The sequence below is a fragment of the Streptomyces sp. NPDC001406 genome (assembly GCF_042895285.1).
Lineage (GTDB): Bacteria > Actinomycetota > Actinomycetes > Streptomycetales > Streptomycetaceae > Streptomyces.
Map to the genome: position 1 here is coordinate 63,313 of NZ_JBIAWG010000006.1, position 16,458 is coordinate 79,770.

A 16,458-nucleotide genomic window follows, 5' to 3' on the forward strand; every position below is an offset into this window, starting at 1 on the left:
GTACATGAGCGACCACGTCGTGCAGTTCAGTTGCCGTTGGCCGCGCCGCAAGCTCGCCATGATCTGCTGAGGTACCGCAACGGCTGTCTCGCGGGAGGACTGACGCATGGAGCTGCGCAGCGTCGAGGAGCTGATGGACCTGTTGTATGCCGGCCGGCACCAGCACGCGCTGCGGACCGCCGCCCTGCTGCGCCGCAGCCGTCCCGCCGACAAGGAGCTCCAGGTGGCCGGTCTGGTGCACGGCATCGGCCGGCTGCTGGGACCGGGCCACGAGACCGGTCAGGCGGACCGCGCGGCCGACGCGGTACGTCCCCTGCTCGGCGAGCGCGTCTCCCACCTCGTACGCCACCACCGCGGGCCCCTCGGCCCCGCCGACGACGATCTGCATCGGCTGCGCCAGGCGGACGAGGAGAGCCGGACCGCCGGATTCGACGCCGGGGTCCTGGAGGACTGGCGCACCGTGCTGGAACTGGTGTCGGCCCGGAACTCGCCGCTGGGGGCTGTCGACTGACGGTCCGTCATGAGACGGTACGGCGATGACGTCGTCGTACGGGCTCAAGGGCAGGGCGGCCGTCGTCACCGGCGGCACGCGCGGGATCGGGCGCGCCGTGGCCGGGGCGCTCGCCGCCGCTGGGGCGCTGGTGTGCGTGAGCGCGCGGGACCCGGACGAGGTGCGGCGTACGGCGGCCGAGCTGGGCGGCATCGGGCTGGCCGGGAACGTGGCCGACCCGGAGCAGCCGCGGCGGCTGACGGAGCTGGCCCTGCGGGAGTTCGGCCGGCTCGACGTCCTGATCAACAACGCGGCGACCAACCAGCCGTACGGGCCGCTCATGGACGTCGACCCCGAGGCGTGGCGGGAGGCGTTCACGGTGAATGTCGAGGCACCGCTGCGGCTGGTGCAGTGCGCGTGGCGGGGGTGGATGCGCGAGCACGGCGGCGCGGTGGTCAACATCTGCACGGAGGGCGCGGGGCACGTCGGGCCGCATGTGGGGGCCTACGGCACCAGCAAGGCCGCCCTGGTCCATCTCACCCAGCAACTGGCGGGTGAGCTCGCGCCCCGGGTGCGGCTCAACTCCGTCTCTCCCGGCCTCGTCCGCACGGACATGGCCCGGTTCGTGTGGGAGGCGGGCGAGGAGGAGATCGCCGCGGGGCTGCCGCTCGGGCGGATCGGGGAGCCCGAGGACGTCGCGCGGGCGGTGCTGTGGCTGGTCTCGGACGCGGCCGCCTGGGTCACCGGCGCCGATCTGCTGGTGGACGGCGGGACCCGGGTGCGGGCCGCGTCCGGCTCCGGGCCGTACGCGGTGCACGAGCGGCTGCGGCGGGGGCCCGAGGTCGAATCGGCCGCGCGAGCGCCCGTGAAGGGCGACGGACCCGGCGCGCGCCCGCCCGGTGGAATGTGAGCCTGACCCGCACACCGGCCACCGGATCACCGCCCGGGAGCGGGCGTCACCACTTGCCCGGGCGTACGCCGTGCACGAGCGGCTGCGGCGGGGGCCCGAGATCGAGTCGGCCGCGCGAGCGCCCGTGAAGGGCGACGGACCCGGCGCGCGCCCGCCCGGTGGAATGTGAGCGTGACCCGCACACCGGCCACCGGATCACCACCCGGGAGCGGGCGTCACCACTTGCCCGGGCGTACGCCGTGCACGAGCGGCTGCGGCGGGGGCCCGAGGTCGAATCGGCCGCGCGGGCGCCCGTGAAGGGCGACGGACCCGCCGCGGGCCCGCCCGGTGGAATGTGAGCGTGACCCGCACACCGGCCACCGGAACACCGCCCGGGAGCGGGTGTCACCACTTGCCCGGCGCGTAGTCCTTCATGAACACGCCGTACAGGTCGTCGCCCTGCTCGCCGCGCACGATCGGGTCGTAGACGCGGGCCGCGCCGTCGACCAGGTCGAGCGGGGCGTGGAAGCCGGCCTCGGCCAGGCGCAGCTTGTCGTAGTGCGGACGCTCGTCGGTGATCCAGCCGGTGTCGACGGACGTCATGAGGATGCCGTCGGTCTGGAACATCTCCTGGGCGCTGGTCCGCGTGACCATGTTCATGGCTGCCTTGGCGGCGTTGGTGTTCGGGTGCCCGGCACCCTTGTAGCCGCGACCGAAGACGCCCTCCATCGCCGAGACGTTGACGACGTAGGCACGGCCGCTGGCGGCCTTCCTCGCGGCGTCCGCCATCGCCGGGCGCAGGGCGCTGATCAGGATGAAGGGCGACGTGTAGTTGCACAGCTGGGTCTCCAGCAGTTCGACCGGCGAGATCTGGTCGATGGTCTGCACCCAGGTGTTGCTCTCGACGACGTCGGGGACGAGGCCGCCCGCGTCGATGGCGGTGCCGTCGAGGTGCCGGGCGACGCTGGCGTTGCCCGCGACGAGCGCGAGGTCGGCGACCTTCTGCGCGTCCAGGCCGCCGGTGCCCAGGGGCAGTGCCGCGATGCCGTCGACGGCGCCGGAGCCGAAGGCGCCGATGACGTGGTGGGCGGGCAGTTCCCCGGCGGGCAGCGGGGCGCTCTCGCCCTCGACCAGGGCCGCGTAGGCGGAGGGCAGGCGGCGCACGGTCTGCGTCGCGTTGTTGATCAGGATGTCGAGCGGACCCGCCTCGGCGACCTGCTCGGCAAGGGCCACGGCCTGCGCCGGGTCGCGCAGGTCGATCCCGACGACCTCCAGCCGGTGCATCCAGTCCGCCGAGTCGTCCATGGCCTTGAAGCGGCGGATGGCGTCCTTGGGGAAGCGGGTCGTGATCGTGGTGTGGGCGCCGTCGCGCAGCAGCCGCAGCGCGATGTACATGCCGATCTTGGCGCGGCCGCCGGTGAGCAGCGCGCGCTTGCCGGTGAGGTCGGCGCGGGCGTCGCGCTTGGCCCGGTTCGTCCGGGCGCAGTCCGGACAGAGCTGGTGGTAGAAGTAGTCGACCTCGACGAACCGGGCCTTGCAGGTGTAGCAGGAGCGCGGGCGCTGGAGTATCCCCGCGATCCTGCCCTCCTCGGTGATCGACGACGGCAGGATTCCCTCGGTCTCGTCGTCGATACGCTGGGCGGAGCCGGTCGCGGTGGCCTCGGTGACCGCCTTGTCGTGGGCGGTCTTGGCGGCCCGGCGCTCCTGGCGGCGGCGCTGCTTGACCGTGCGGTAGATGCCGGCGGTGGCCCTGCGTACCGCGATGGCGTCGGGGTGGTCGACGTCCAGCTGGTCGAGCTCGTCGAGCACACTGAGGCAGACGGCCAGGCGCTCGGGGTCGATGCCGGGGCCGTGGACCGCCTCGTCCTCGGCCATCAGGCCGTCCTGTGTCACCGTCATCGCGCTGCCGCTTCCCTGATCACTGCGCGGCGCTCCGACTCGCGCCCGCTTTCGAACGGGGAATTTTACGGAGCGCCGGGACGAACCGCCAAACCCGGTCCGCAGGCCGGTCCCTCAGGGGTCGCAGGCGACGATCAGTGACTCCAGTTCGTCGGTCACCGCCCGTGCGAGCACGTCGAGGTCCGGCACCGCCCGTGCGTCGGCGACCAGCCCGTAGTGCACCCGGCCGCGGTAGGTGGAGATCGCCACCGCCAGGGACTGGCCGGGGGCGAGCGGCGCGAAGGGGTAGACCTCCGTCAGCGGGTGGCCGCCGAGCCGCAGCCCGAGGCCGGGCAGGGGCACGCTGGTGACCAGGATGTCGAACCACAGCCGGGCCGCCTGGCCGACCAGCGGGCCGCCGAGGCGGTGGCCGAGCGCGGGCACGTGGTCGGCGAGCAGGGCGACGGCGCCCGCGCCCCGGTTGGGGCCGGCGTCCTTGTTGCGGTTCATCGCCGTGCGGACCGTACCGAGGCGGCTGACGGGGTCGGGGTCGTCGACGGGAAGCCGTATCAGATAGCCGGAGAGCCGGTTGCCCTGTGGGTGCGCGGTGCGCGGGCGGCGCCTGGAGACGGGGATCAGGGCGCGGGGCGCGACGCCCTCGCTGCCGTCGCCGCGCTCGTCGAGCCAGCGGCGCAGGGCGCCCGCGACGACGGCGATGAGCACGTCGTTGACGGTCCCGCCGACGGCCTTGCGGATCCGGTGCACATCGTCGAGGTCCAGGACCACTCCGGCGGTGCGCCGGGTGCCGCTGGGCTCGGCGGTCAGTGCGGAGGAGGTGCGGATGCCGAGGGTGGACAGGGCGACGGAGGCGCCGATGTCGAGGGCCCGGCCCATGTCGGACAGCGCGCCGCGCAGCAGGCCGGGCAGTTTGCGCACATCGGGCAGCACACCGCGCGGCGGCTCGATCGGGCGGGGACTGCGCGCCGGCAGCTCCACCGGGTCCAGGACTCCGGCGGCGAGCTTGAGCGCGCGCAGGCCGTCGGCGAGGGCGTGGTGGAACTTGAAGAGCACGGCGAAGGAGACGCCGTCCTCCCCGGGCAGGACATGGGCCTCCCACGGCGGCCGGCCGCGCTCCAGCGGGCGCTCCATGAGCCGGCCCGCGGCGGCGTGGAAGTCGGCGGTCGGGGCGTGCAGCCGGACATGGTTCAGCGGGTCGAAGCCGGGGTCGGGCTCGCGGGTGGCGCCGCCGAAGGCCAGGGGCCGGCGCAGGTCCGGTGGCTGCCAGACGTCCCGGATGCGCATCCGCAGTCCCGGCACGGCCGCGGCACGGGCGGCGAGCAGATCGGCCGCGTGGGCGCCTGCCGTGGGCGAGTGCGCGGAGAAGACACCGAGTGCGCCGAGATGCATCGGGTGCCGGTCGGACTCGATGTTCCAGAACGCCAGGTCGAGGGGAGCGAGCAGGTCAGCAGTCAAGGGCTTGCCTCGCGTCGACGGTGGGTGGGCAAGAAGTCAACCCCCCACAAGCAATTACGGTCAAGTACGATCACGCTACGCTCAGTTAACAGCAGATTAAGTCCCGCCCTCAGTGAAACGGGCGGGACTCGAGAGCCGCCTGAGGTCACTTCAGCACCGGTGGCGCCGCCTCTCGTGACGTACCCCACTCGGACGGGTCGGGGCCGACGGTAAAGGCGAGTTGGCGCAGGGAGCGCAGCGCATCGGTCGTCAGATAGGTCCGGCCGTAGGGCGATCCGTCCGTGCGGGCCGACTGGACGTAGCGGTCGGTGGCCGAGGTGCCGGGCGCGGTCACGGTCAGCCGGCCGCCCGGCCAGTAGCGGCGGTCCAGGGCGAGGTCGACCCGGTCGAAGACGGGCGTGGACAGACCCCAGGTGCCGTATCCGGGCTGGACCGGGAAGAGCCCGATCGACGACAGCACGTTCCAGGCGGACATCGTCCCCAGGTCGTCGTTCCCGGTCATGCCGGTCGGCGAGTCCGTGAAGAGCGTCAGTGCCGCGTGCACCACGTCGGTGGTCTTCCAGGGCTGCCCGGTCGACAGATAGGTGTACGGGGCGATGAGGTCGGGCTCGTTCTGCGGGTTGTACGTGGCCGCGTTGTAGTAGGCGTACGCGTTGCCGTGCACCCACGCCTCGCGCGCGGTGCGCTCGGGGTCGGCCGGCAGCCGGTCATAGGCGAAGAACGCGTCGAGCCGGTCGTTCGCCGCCCGTTCGCCGCCGATCAGTCCGATCATGCCCGGCAGGTCCTGCGGCACCAGCCACTGGTACTGCCAGGCGGTGCCCTCGTGGAAGCCCACGCTCAGGGCCGGGTCGTCCGGTCCGGCGAAGGCACCGGAGGCGTCCCGGGCCCGGAAGAACCCGGTCGAGGGGTCGAAGACGTTGCGGTAGTTGCGGGAGCGGGCCGCATACCGCTCGGCGTCCGCGACATGGCCGAGGCCGCGCGCCATCTGCGCCAGCATGGCGTCGGACAGGGCGTACTCCAGGGTGACCGACGCCCCCTGGTGGTAGTCCGAGTCGCCCAGCTTGGTCTGCGGGCGGCCCTTGACGTAGGGCGCGAAGCCGTTCGCGATGTACTCGGCGTTCGCCTCGCGGCCCGCGATCGGCAGGCCGGCGGGCGGCACACCGTCGGCGTTGCGGCGCAGCAGCCGGTACGCCTGTTCCTCATGCCCCTTCAGCAGGCCCTGCTGGTAGGCGGTGGTCAGGAACGGGGTGACCGGGTCGCCGGTCATGATGTTCGTCTCGACCGTGCCGTAGCCCCACTTGGGCAGCCATCCGCCCTCCTCACCGACCTTCAGCACCGACAGCGCCATGTCGCGGGCCTCCTGGGGCGCGAGCAGGGCGAGGAGCTGGCACTGGGTGCGGTAGGTGTCCCACAGGGACCAGTTCTGGTAGTAGGTGAACCCCTGGGCGCGGTGGACGCGCAGGTCCCAGCCCCGGTAGCGGCCGTCGGCGTCGCTGCCGGTGTTCGGGGCCAGGAAGGACCGGTACAGGGACGAGTAGAAGGTGCGCCGCAGGGTCTGCCCGCCGCCCTGGACACGGACGGTGCCGAGGCGCTCCTCCCAGGCCCGCCGGGCCGCGTCGCGTACGGCGTCGAAGGAACGGCCGCCCTCCGCGCGGAGGTTGACCGCCGCTCCGTTCGCGTCGACGTAGGACAGGGCGGTGGTCGCCGTGACGGTACGGTCCCGGGTCGCGTCGAAGCGGACGTAGGCGCCGTCCTTCCCGGTCCGCGAGCCGGGCGTGACGGCCTTGCCGTCCCAGGTGCCGTACGCGGTGAAGGGCCGGTCGAAGCGGGTGATCGTGTAGACCGTGTACGGCAGGGTGTCCCGGCAGAATCCGTGGCCGGTGACGGCGGTGCGCACCGTGCGGTCGTCCAGCACCTCCACCTTGGCGGAGACCTTCTTGTGCAGCGACTGGCCCGCGTTCAGCAGGACATTGGCCTTGTCGGTGGCGGGGAAGGCGAAGCGCTGGACGCCGGTGCGCGCGCTCGCGGTGAGTTCGGCTCCGATGCCGGACGCCAGGCCCACCCGGTAGTAGCCGGGGCTCGCCGTCTCGTCCTCGTGCCGGAAGGCGGCGGCGTACTTCGCGTTGTCCGTCTGTGTGACGTCGCCGGTGGTCGGCAGGACGGGCAGGTCACCGCCGATCCGGCAGCCGACGCCCGAGAGGTGGACCAGGGAGAAGCCTCGGATGCGGTTCTGGGAGTAGTCGTAGCCGGTGCTGTGCCCGGTGTCCGGCGAGAGCTGCACCATGCCGAAGGGCATGGCCGCGCCGGGGAAGGTGTTGCCCTCGTTCTGGGTCCCGATGAACGGGTTCACCAGGTCGGTGAGGTGATCGCCGGTCGGCTCGGCGGCACCTGCGGCAGGGGCGGCGAGCAGCGCGGACGCTGTCATCACCCCGGCCAGGCACAGCCGCGGGTGCCGGGTCCGTCTCATGTCGGATGACCTCCGATGGTTCGACATCGCTGTCTGCATCGTGAGGGTCGGAGATCCGAAACCCGGGCATCCAGGGCTAATTGAACAAAACGCGTCGCGTCAGAAGAGGGAGCCACCAAACAGGCGTACGAGACCTACGGGACCCGCTGCCCCTTCCCGAGCGCGATGACCCCGCCCTTGGAGACCGTGTAAAGCTCGGTGTCCCGCTCGGGATTGACGCCGATGGCCGCGCCGGGCGGCACCTCCACGTTCTTGTCGAGGACGGCACCGCGCACGACCGCGCCCCGGCCGATGTGGACGTTGTCGTGCAGGATCGAGCCCTGCACGACGGCGCCCGGGTCGACCACCACGCCGGGTGACAGGACGGACCGGGTGACCTGACCGCGGATCAGGCAGCCCGAGCTGATGATGGACTCGCTCGCCATGCCGCCGGCGCTGAAGCGGGCCGGGGAGAGCTGGCCCGAGTGGGTGTAGATGGGCCAGCTGCGGTTGAAGAGGTTGAAGGCGGGGCGCTCGGCGATCAGGTCCATATGGGCGTCGTAGTAGGCGTCGAGGGTGCCGACGTCCCGCCAGTAGCCCTTGTCCCGGGTGGTCTCGCCGGGGACGTGGTTGTCGCTGAAGTCGTACAGCTGCGCCTCGCCCCGGGCGGTGAGCTGGGGCAGGATCGAACCGCCCATGTCGTGCACGGACTGCTCGTCCTCGGCGTCCCGCTGCAACGCCTCGATCAGCGCCTTGGTGGTGAAGATGTAGTTGCCCATCGAGGCGAAGACGCACTCCGGGTCGTCCGCCAGTCCCGGCGGGTCGGCGGGCTTCTCCAGGAAGCGCTCCACACTCTGCCCGTCCGAGCCGGGGGTGATCACCCCGAAGGAGGAGGACTCCGCCCGCGGCACGCGGATGCCCGCGACCGTCACACCCGCGCCGCCCTCGACGTGCTGCGCCAGCATCTGGCGCGGGTCCATGCGGTACACGTGGTCGGCGCCGAACACGGCGACGTAGTCGGGCTGTTCGTCGTGGACGAGGTTGAGCGACTGCAGGATCGCGTCCGCGCTGCCCAGGTACCACCGCGGGCCCAGCCGCTGCTGCGCGGGCACCGGAGTGATGTAGTTGCCGAGCAGGCTGGACATCCGCCAGGTGGTGGTGATGTGCCGGTCCAGCGAGTGCGACTTGTACTGGGTCAGCACACAGATGCGCAGGATGTCGGCGTTGACGAGGTTGGAGAGCACGAAGTCGACGAGCCGGTAGGTGCCGCCGAAGGTGACCGCGGGTTTGGCCCGGTCCGCGGTCAGGGGCATCAACCGCTTGCCCTCGCCGCCCGCCAGCACGATTCCGAGAACTGAAGGTCCGCCACGACGCATGGCCGCTCCCCCTCACCCTGGTTGCCCCATGCCTGCCCCCACAGGCCGCGGGCTAAGCCTGCTTGAGGATCTCCTCGTACAGCCGGACCGTGCGCCGGGCCACCGCGTCCCAGCCGAACTCGCCCACCGCGCGCTCCCGTCCGGCCTCCCCCATCCGCCGGGCCGTCTCCCGGTCGCCGACGACCGCGTCCAGCGCCCGGGCCAGGCCCGCCTCGAACTCCCCGGCGTCCTCGCCCTCCTTGTGCACGGGGACGAGCAGGCCCGTCACACCGTCCTCGACGACCTCGGGAATCCCGCCGACCCGGGAGGCCACGACGGGCGTGCCGCAGGCCATCGCCTCCAGGTTGACGATGCCGAGCGGTTCGTACACCGAGGGGCAGGCGAACACGGCGGCGTGCGTGAGGAGTTGGATGACGTCCGCGCGCGGCAGCATCTGCGGGATCCAGTGCACGCCCTCGCGGACCCGGCTCAGCTCCTGGAACAGGTCGCGGAACTCCCGGTCGATCTCCGGGGTGTCGGGCGCGCCCGCGCACAGCACGACCTGTGCCGCCGGGTCGATGTTCCGCACCGCGCGCAGCAGATGGGGCACGCCCTTCTGCCGGGTGATCCGGCCGACGAACAGCACATAGGGACGGTCCGGGTCCAGGCCGAGGCGGGTGAGGACGTCGGTGCCGTGGTCCGGCCGGTAGAGGGTGGTGTCGATACCGTTGTGCACGACGTGGACCCGCGCCGGGTCCAGCGCGGGGTAGCAGCCGAGGATGTCCTCGCGCATCGCAGCCGACACGGCGATCACGGCGTCGGCGGCCTCGATCGCGGTGCGCTCGGCCCAGCCGGACAGGGCGTATCCGCCGCCGAGTTGCTCGGCCTTCCAGGGGCGCAGCGGCTCCAGCGAGTGGGCGGTCAGCACGTGCGGGACGCCGTACATGAGCTTGGCGACGTGGCCGGCGAGATTGGCGTACCAGGTGTGGGAGTGGACGAGTTCGCGGCCTTCGAGGGCCGCGGCGATGGAGAGATCCACGGAGAAGGTGCGCAGCGCGTCGTTGGCAGTGTCGAGCGCGGACCAGGGCCGGTGGCGTACGACGCCCACTGCGCGGCCCTCGCCCCAGCAGTGCACCTCCAGGTCGACCAGCGGCCTCAACTCCCGTGCCAGGAACTCGACATGGACGCCCGCGCCGCCGTACACGTCCGGGGGGTACTCCCGGCTCAGCAGTCCCACTCGCACCTGCAACCCCCTGGTCTCACCGGCCGGTCCCCTCATGGTCACCCAGATGCGGCGCCCGGGGAAGAGCACGGTGGCCGCGTGAAACAACAGTCACCGCAGACCCCGCCGCCGGGTACCCGGTAGTAGAGGCAGCAGCTGCGGCGCCGGAAGGAGGTGCCGGTGAGGGTGCCGGTGTCCGTCAGGAGGGGGTGGGTGAAGAGTTCGGCGGTGAGTGTGCGGGCCCGGTCGGCCACGTCGCCGCGGCCGTTGCCGCGGGCCCAGCGGTCGAGCTCGCGGGCCGCTCCGGCGAGCGCCGAGCCCGCGTTGCCCCACAGGAGTCCGGCCGCGAGGCCGTACCGGGCTCTCAGGGCTTCCCCTAGGGGCTCCAGATGGCCCCGCAGCACGGCGGCGGCGAGGGTGGCGGCGTCCCCGGGGTTCCCGGTCAGCGAGCCCGGCTCGGTCAGCCACAGGTCGTCGGGGGCGACGGCGGCCGGGTCCCAGCGCAGCAGGTGGGGGTCCAGGTCGGGGAGGCGGCCGTACAGGGCGGCGCAGCCGAGGGCCGGCGACCACAGGCGGGCCGCGAGCGCCTGGTGGGCGATCGACGCCGCCACCCGGGACTCCCGGGTGCGGAGGCGGTGTGCGACCGTCTCGACGCGGAACGTCAGCGCGTTGTCATCGACGTCCGCCGTCGCTTTTTCGTAGGTTTCGGCAAGTGTGGGCAGCCCTCCCGGTGTTGCCCCGGCCGCTCCTCCTGCGGTGCGCAGGACGAAGAAACCGCCGAGCGGGCGGAGCGCGGCAAGATCCGGGGCGTGGTCCACGAGCAGCAGTAGTACCAGGGGCGCCGGCAGCGCGTCCCCGAGGGTCTCCACCCTGTGTCGCCCACCCTGGGGATGATCGGGGTCCAGGCGTACTCCATCGGCAGTAGGACCCATTGCCTGCTCAGGTACGACGACGGGAAGAACTCGACACGGCAGAGTGTTGGGCATGGAAGCAGACCGTTCGTCGAACCGGGCCCAGGGCCCCGGCCTCACGCAGAGGAACAGCTCATGAGCGCCCTCGCGGTGTCCGTGCTGCTGTCGTTCGTCTCTGCCGTCGCGTACGCGGGCGGAGCGATCGTGCAGGAGCAGGTCGCGGTGTCCTCCCCCGACGAGCAGTATGCGCCGCTGCGCCGCCTCAGCTGGTGGGCGGCCGTGGCGTTGAACGGGCTCGGCGGGCTGCTCCACGTGGTGGCGCTGGCCTATGGCCCCCTCAGTCTGGTGCAGCCGCTGGGCGCCCTGACCATCGTGTTCGCGCTGCCCATGGCGGCCCTGTTCGTCGGCCGCAAGGCCGGGGCGACCGCCTGGCGGGGCGCGATCATGGCGACGGTCGGCCTCGCCGGTCTGCTCTCCCTGGTCGGCTCGTCCGACGCCACGTCCCTCGACGCCGCCCAGCGCGTGGCCGTGGCCCTGGTCACCGGTGGCGCGGTCGTCGCGTTGATGCTCGCGGGCCGGGCCGCGCACCGGCACCCGGCGGTGCGCAGCGTGCTGCTCGCCACCGCGTCCGGCATAGCGTTCGGCATGTCGTCCGTGTTCACCAAGACCGTGGCCGTCGACTGGACCGGCGGTGTCTCCCTCGCGGAACTGCCGTCGCTGGCCGTGATCGGTGTGTTCGCGGTCGCCGGCGTGCTGCTGTCGCAGGCCTCCTACCGCGGCGGCGGCCTCGCGGCGCCGCTCGCCACCCTGACCGTGGTGAACCCGGTGCTCGCGGCCGCGGTCGGCATCACGATGTTCGGCGAGACCTTCCGCCACGGCACCACGGGCACCGCGCTCGCCCTGAGCTGCGGTGTGGTGGCGGCGGGAGGTCTGATCCTGCTGACCACGGAGCGGCTGGAGCACGCCCCCCGTACGACGGAGCCGCTGCCCGAGACCGGACCGGCCCCGCTCGCGCCGGCCGCGCCCGCCCTCGCCCTCGCCGAGCCGGCACCCGCCGGGACACCGTCGGTCGTCCTGCCCCAGCAGCGGGTCACGTCGGCCCTGGAGGAGCTGAAGGAGATGGCGGACCTGGAGGAGATGGCGGACCTGGAGGAGATCCTGGACGACACCGCCCTGGACGACGTCCTCGTGCCGGCGGCGGACGGGACACGCGGCGACAACACCGAGGAGCCCTCGGACCCCTACCTCCTCGTGCCCGCCTACAGTCCCTTCTACACGGGCGTCTACGTACCGCTGCCCGTCGTGAACCGGCACCGCACCGGCGTGGAGCGGCACCGCATCAGGGTCAGATCCTGACGCCGCCGGCCCGGAGATAGGCGACCGGGTCGATGTCCGTGCCGAAACCGGGTCCGGTCCGCACCTCGAAGTGCAGATGCGGGCCCGTGGTGTTTCCGGTGGAGCCCGAACGGCCGATGCGCTGCCCCGCGGAGACCGGCTGCCCGGCCTTCACGGAGATGGCCGACAGATGGGCGTACTGGGTGTAGCGCCCGTCGGCGTGCCGGATGACGACCTGGTAGCCGAAGGAGCCGCCCCAGCCGGCCGCGACCACGTGTCCGGCGGCGACCGCCCGCACGGAGGTGCCGGTGGGCACGGGGAAGTCGACGCCGGTGTGGTAGCCCTTCGACCAGTGGGAACCTGCCTGGTGGTAGGGCGTGCCCATGGCGGCGTGGACCGGGGCGACCAGGGAGTGGCCGCTCGTGGACGTCGTGCGGGTGCCCTCGGACGAGGACTTCTTCGTTCCCGGAGCCGACCTCGAAGGGTGCTTCGAAGCAGGCTTCTTCGTCGAGGGCTTGGCCGGGGTGTGGGTGTCGTTGCCCGCCGCCGGGGCGGCCTTGCCGCGCAGGTTCAGTCGCTGACCCGGCAGGATCAGATCGGGATCGGACCCGATGGTCGTGCGGTTGGCGGCGTAGAGCCGGTGCCAGCCGCCCGGTACGTGCCGCTCCTCGGCGATGCCGGAGAGCGTGTCGCCGTGCACGACGGTGTACATCTCGGCCTTGCCCGCCCGGGACTGGGGCGTGGTCTGCGGCTGTACGTCGCGCACCGCGCTCCCGGCGCCCTGGGCGCTCTTGGTGGGCCGGGTCGAGACGCTCTCGGTGTGGACGTCGGGGGCGGAGCCGTCCCGGGTGAGTCCGGCGCGCACCGAGCACACCGGCCAGGCGCCGGGGCCCTGCCCGTCGAGCACCCTCTCCGCGACCGCGATCTGCTGGTCCCTGGTGGCCAGGTCCGCGCGCGGGGCGTACTTGGTGCCGCCGTACGCCTCCCAGGTGGACCCGGTGAACTGCAGTCCGCCGTAGTAGCCGTTGCCGGTGTTGATGCTCCAGTTTCCGCTGGACTCGCAGGCGGCGACCTTGTTCCAGGTGGCCGCGTCGGCCGCGCCGGCGGTCCCGGCGGCCACCAGTGGGATCGCCATGCCGGCGCCGCCCGCCGTGACGGTGAGTGAGGCGCGGTTGATCCTGTTCGGCTGGTACCGGCGGTGCCGGCCGCGTGCGGCCATGGAGAGCCCCCTCGACATGCGTCAGGAGGGGCAAAAGTAAGCGCGGCGAACAGGCCATGACAAGACGGCAATCGGGCCACTGGTCACCGCAAGTGGCCAGGAATCGGCCCTCGTTGGCCGGATCGGCCGAACCGGCTGAGGCACTGGGCGCCTTCCGTGCGTACTCAAGCCTGGCGGGTCGGATGTGCGGTCGCCGTACCGGCACGTCAGGATGGTCGCAGGGCAATACTGACGAGCACGCCCGGCACCACCCTTGTTGTTTTGCAGGATCCAGCGGATCCACCGGATCTTTGAGGAGCAGGCGGTATGAGCACTTCAGCGCAGATCGGCGTCACGGGTCTCGCGGTCATGGGCCGCAACCTCGCGCGGAATTTCGCACGCAACGGCTACACGGTCGCCGTGCACAACCGTACGGTGTCGCGGACGAAGGCGCTGGTGGAGGAGTTCGGGAACGAGGGGGACTTCATCGGGGCCGAGACCGCCGAGGAGTTCGTGGCGGCCCTCGAGCGGCCGCGCCGGCTGGTCATCATGGTCAAGGCCGGCGGCCCGACGGACGCGGTGATCGAGGAGTTCGCCCCGCTGCTGGAGCCCGGTGACATGATCATCGACGGTGGCAACGCGCACTTCGCGGACACCCGGCGCCGTGAGAAGGCGCTGCGCGAGCAGGGCATCCACTTCGTCGGCATGGGCGTCTCCGGCGGTGAGGAGGGCGCGCTGCACGGGCCGAGCATCATGCCGGGCGGCCCGAAGGAGTCGTACGACTCGCTCGGCCCGATGCTGGAGAAGATCTCGGCGAAGGCGGCGGACGGCGCGCCCTGCGTCACGCACGTCGGCCCGGACGGCGCCGGTCACTTCGTGAAGATGGTGCACAACGGCATCGAGTACGCCGACATGCAGCTGATCGGCGAGGCCTACCAGCTGCTGCGCGATGTCGCCGGGTACTCCCCCGCACAGATCGCGGACATCTTCCGGACCTGGAACACGGGCCGTCTGGACTCCTATCTGATCGAGATCACGGCGGAGGTCCTGTCGCACGTGGACGCGGCGACCGGCAAGCCGTTCGTCGACGTCGTGGTGGACCAGGCCGAGCAGAAGGGCACCGGCCGCTGGACCGTCCAGATCGCCCTCGACCTCGGCGTCCCGGTCTCCGGAATCGCGGAGGCGGTCTTCGCCCGCTCGCTGTCCGGCCACGCGGCGCTGCGCGAGGCCTCGCGGGGCCTTGCCGGACCGAAGCCCACGGCACTGTCCGAGTCCGAGGCGGCGGCCTTCGCCGACCGGGTGGAGCAGGCGCTGTACGCCTCGAAGATCGTGTCGTACACCCAGGGCTTCCACGAGATCGCCGCGGGCAGCGACGAGTACGACTGGAACATCGACCTCGGCGCGGTCTCCTCGATCTGGCGGGGCGGCTGCATCATCCGCGCGGCCTTCCTGGACCGTATCCGCGCCGCCTACGACGCCCGGCCCGACCTGCCGAGCCTGCTCTCCGACGAGACGTTCGCGCAGGAGATCGCGGCCGCCCAGGACGACTGGCGCGAGGTCCTGATCGCCGCCACCCGCCAGGGCGTGGCGACCCCGGGCTTCGCCGCGGCCCTCGCGTACTACGACGGGCTGCGCGCCGAGCGCCTGCCCGCCGCCCTCACGCAGGGGCAGCGCGACTTCTTCGGGGCGCACACGTACCGGCGGGTGGACCGGGACGGCTCCTTCCACACGCTGTGGGGCGGGGACCGGTCCGAGGTGTCCGCGTAGGGACCGCCCGGCGCGGCCCTGCGGCGTCCCGGCCCCGTGCCCCCTTCCGGGGCGCGGGGCCGGGTGTGTTTCACGGGACCGGGTGTGTTTCACGTGAGCGGTGGGCCCGGTTCGGGGTTCGGGACCGGTTCGGGGCCCGGGGGGATCGGCGACGGGGACGGCTCCGGGGGCGGGGTCGGCCGGGGGCCGGGCGGGGGCTCCGGGGGCGGCGGCTGGGGCGCCGGCGGTGGTTCGGGGGCCGGGACCGGGTTGGGGGGCGGCTCCGGGTGCTGGGGGTCCGGGCCGGGGGTGGGCCCGGGCCCGACGGGTTCCGGATAGGGGGTCGTCATGGTGTCCTCCGGCCAGTCGCTCGACATCGCCTCTGGACTCATCCCCCACCTACCCGACGCCCGCTCCGCCACTCACCCGTGGGCGGCACCGCGGGGGCCCGGGTGGGCTTGCCGGGGAGAGAACGCTCAGGAGTTCGGGTAGCCCCGGACCGCTGCTCCGGCTCTGGCCGCCGCCACCGCTTCGGCTCCCGCCGCCAGACCCGGCCGCGGGCTCGACAGCACCGCAAGCGCGGTCGTCGTCAGCCGCTGGGCCGGGGCCATCGAGGCCTGGGCCAGGACGATCACGTCGGCGCCGGTGACGGCGTCGGCGGCGGCCGCCACCCGGCATACGTACCCTGCGTCGTCGCCGGCCTCGAAGCGGGCCCAGGCACCCTCGACGAGCAGGGTGCGCACGGTGACGTCCCGCCCCGCCCGGCGGGCCTCCTCATCGACCAGGGCCGCGGTCGGGCCGAGCGTGCTCTCGAGGGCGGCCAGGACGACGACGCGGGGGCCCGCCGCCACGGCCGCGGCGGCCATCGGCCGGTCGACGCGCAGCACCGGCACCCTCGCCCCGGCGGCGGCCGCCTCCGCGACCCCGCCGATGGTCGAGCAGGTGCACAGCACGGCCCGTGCCCCGTGGGCGACGGCCCGCTCCACCAGGGCACCCACTTCCGGCGCCACCGCCTCCGGACCGTCCCGCCGGGCCCGCTCCAGCAGGCCTTCGTCGACGAAGTGCCGTAGTTCCAGGCCCTGGTGGTGCTCGTCACGCAGGGCGTCGAAGACCGGGACGTGCACGGGTGAGGTGTGCAGAAGAGCGAGCGCCGCGGGCATCAGAACCGGCCCGGCCGCGCCACCAGCCACTCCTTCGCGGCCCGCCGCAGCTCCGGATCGGGCGTCGGGGCCACGTCGGGGTGGCGTTCGGCCCACTTGGTGACGTACGGGCACAGGGGCGCCACCGGTACGCCCTCGCGCGCGGCGAGGGCGTACAGCTCACGGGCCAGGGAGCCGGCGATGCCCTTCCCCTCGTGGACCGGTTCCACGATCGTGTGGACGGGAACCAGGGCGCGCTCGGGGGATTCGAGGACGAAGTACTCGATCCGTCCGACCACTTCGCCGTCGCCGACGGCTTCCAGGCGGCCCGCCGCCCGGTCGTCCCGGATCCCGATGTCACTCATGGCCACGCACG

The 16,458-nt window shown here is 72.7% G+C and carries 13 protein-coding genes; 4 read left to right on the forward strand and 9 right to left on the reverse strand.

The window, feature by feature from the left end:
* Nucleotides 1-106 precede the first annotated feature (106 nt).
* Both ACFY1J_RS15740 and ACFY1J_RS15745 read left to right on the forward strand, forming a co-directional pair.
* A complete protein-coding gene (locus ACFY1J_RS15740) occupies nt 107-511 on the forward strand; it encodes an HD domain-containing protein (RefSeq protein WP_390705708.1) in 405 nt (134 codons plus the stop codon).
* 25 nt (nt 512-536) lie between these two features.
* On the forward strand, nt 537-1,400 hold the full coding sequence (locus tag ACFY1J_RS15745) for an SDR family oxidoreductase (RefSeq protein ID WP_390705707.1): 864 nt from the start codon (nt 537-539) through the stop codon (nt 1,398-1,400).
* 384 nt (nt 1,401-1,784) lie between these two features.
* Here ACFY1J_RS15745 and ACFY1J_RS15750 read toward each other — a convergent pair whose 3' ends face one another.
* The 6 genes from ACFY1J_RS15750 to ACFY1J_RS15775 form a co-directional block, all read right to left on the reverse strand.
* Entirely contained in the window at nt 1,785-3,278 is a 1,494-nt protein-coding gene (locus tag ACFY1J_RS15750; protein WP_390705706.1) for an SDR family NAD(P)-dependent oxidoreductase, read from the reverse strand.
* 114 nt (nt 3,279-3,392) lie between these two features.
* Nucleotides 3,393-4,730 carry a wax ester/triacylglycerol synthase family O-acyltransferase gene (locus tag ACFY1J_RS15755; protein WP_390705705.1) on the reverse strand — a complete coding sequence of 446 codons (1,338 nt, stop codon included), beginning with the start codon at nt 4,728-4,730 and terminating at the stop codon, nt 3,393-3,395.
* A gap of 145 nt (nt 4,731-4,875) precedes the next feature.
* Nucleotides 4,876-7,197: a GH92 family glycosyl hydrolase gene (locus ACFY1J_RS15760; RefSeq protein ID WP_390731344.1), complete on the reverse strand. Its 2,322-nt coding sequence runs from the start codon at nt 7,195-7,197 to the stop codon at nt 4,876-4,878.
* A gap of 134 nt (nt 7,198-7,331) precedes the next feature.
* On the reverse strand, nt 7,332-8,552 hold the full coding sequence (glgC, locus tag ACFY1J_RS15765; protein ID WP_390705703.1) for a glucose-1-phosphate adenylyltransferase: 1,221 nt from the start codon (nt 8,550-8,552) through the stop codon (nt 7,332-7,334).
* Nucleotides 8,553-8,604: 52 nt separating this feature from the next.
* Nucleotides 8,605-9,774: a glycogen synthase gene (glgA, locus tag ACFY1J_RS15770; RefSeq protein WP_390705702.1), complete on the reverse strand. Its 1,170-nt coding sequence runs from the start codon at nt 9,772-9,774 to the stop codon at nt 8,605-8,607.
* Between the two features lie 38 nt (nt 9,775-9,812).
* Entirely contained in the window at nt 9,813-10,589 is a 777-nt protein-coding gene (locus tag ACFY1J_RS15775; protein ID WP_390731494.1) for a (2Fe-2S)-binding protein, read from the reverse strand.
* 210 nt (nt 10,590-10,799) lie between these two features.
* Here ACFY1J_RS15775 and ACFY1J_RS15780 point away from each other — a divergent pair, with 210 nt between their 5' ends.
* A complete protein-coding gene (locus ACFY1J_RS15780; protein ID WP_390731345.1) occupies nt 10,800-12,020 on the forward strand; it encodes a DMT family transporter in 1,221 nt (406 codons plus the stop codon).
* On the opposite strand, the gene ACFY1J_RS15785 is transcribed toward ACFY1J_RS15780, so the two are convergent.
* Nucleotides 12,010-13,218, reverse strand: coding sequence for a transglycosylase family protein (locus tag ACFY1J_RS15785; protein WP_390705700.1), 1,209 nt, complete (start codon nt 13,216-13,218; stop codon nt 12,010-12,012). The two genes, ACFY1J_RS15780 and ACFY1J_RS15785, sit on opposite strands and share 11 nt — an antisense overlap.
* Before the next feature lie 306 nt (nt 13,219-13,524).
* Between ACFY1J_RS15785 and gndA the strand changes: the two genes are divergently transcribed.
* Nucleotides 13,525-14,964, forward strand: coding sequence for an NADP-dependent phosphogluconate dehydrogenase (gene gndA / locus ACFY1J_RS15790; RefSeq protein WP_390731346.1), 1,440 nt, complete (start codon nt 13,525-13,527; stop codon nt 14,962-14,964).
* 455 nt (nt 14,965-15,419) lie between these two features.
* Here the strand turns inward: gndA and ACFY1J_RS15795 are convergent, their stop codons facing one another.
* Together ACFY1J_RS15795 and ACFY1J_RS15800 are read right to left on the reverse strand one after the other, a co-directional pair.
* Nucleotides 15,420-16,103, reverse strand: a complete 684-nt coding sequence (locus tag ACFY1J_RS15795; RefSeq protein WP_390705698.1) for an aspartate/glutamate racemase family protein — start codon at nt 16,101-16,103, stop codon at nt 15,420-15,422.
* Nucleotides 16,103-16,447 (reverse strand): GNAT family N-acetyltransferase, encoded by a 345-nt coding sequence (locus tag ACFY1J_RS15800; RefSeq protein ID WP_390705697.1) that lies wholly within the window; start codon nt 16,445-16,447, stop codon nt 16,103-16,105. Before ACFY1J_RS15800 ends, ACFY1J_RS15795 begins: the two co-directional genes overlap by 1 nt.
* Nucleotides 16,448-16,458: the final 11 nt, after the last annotated feature.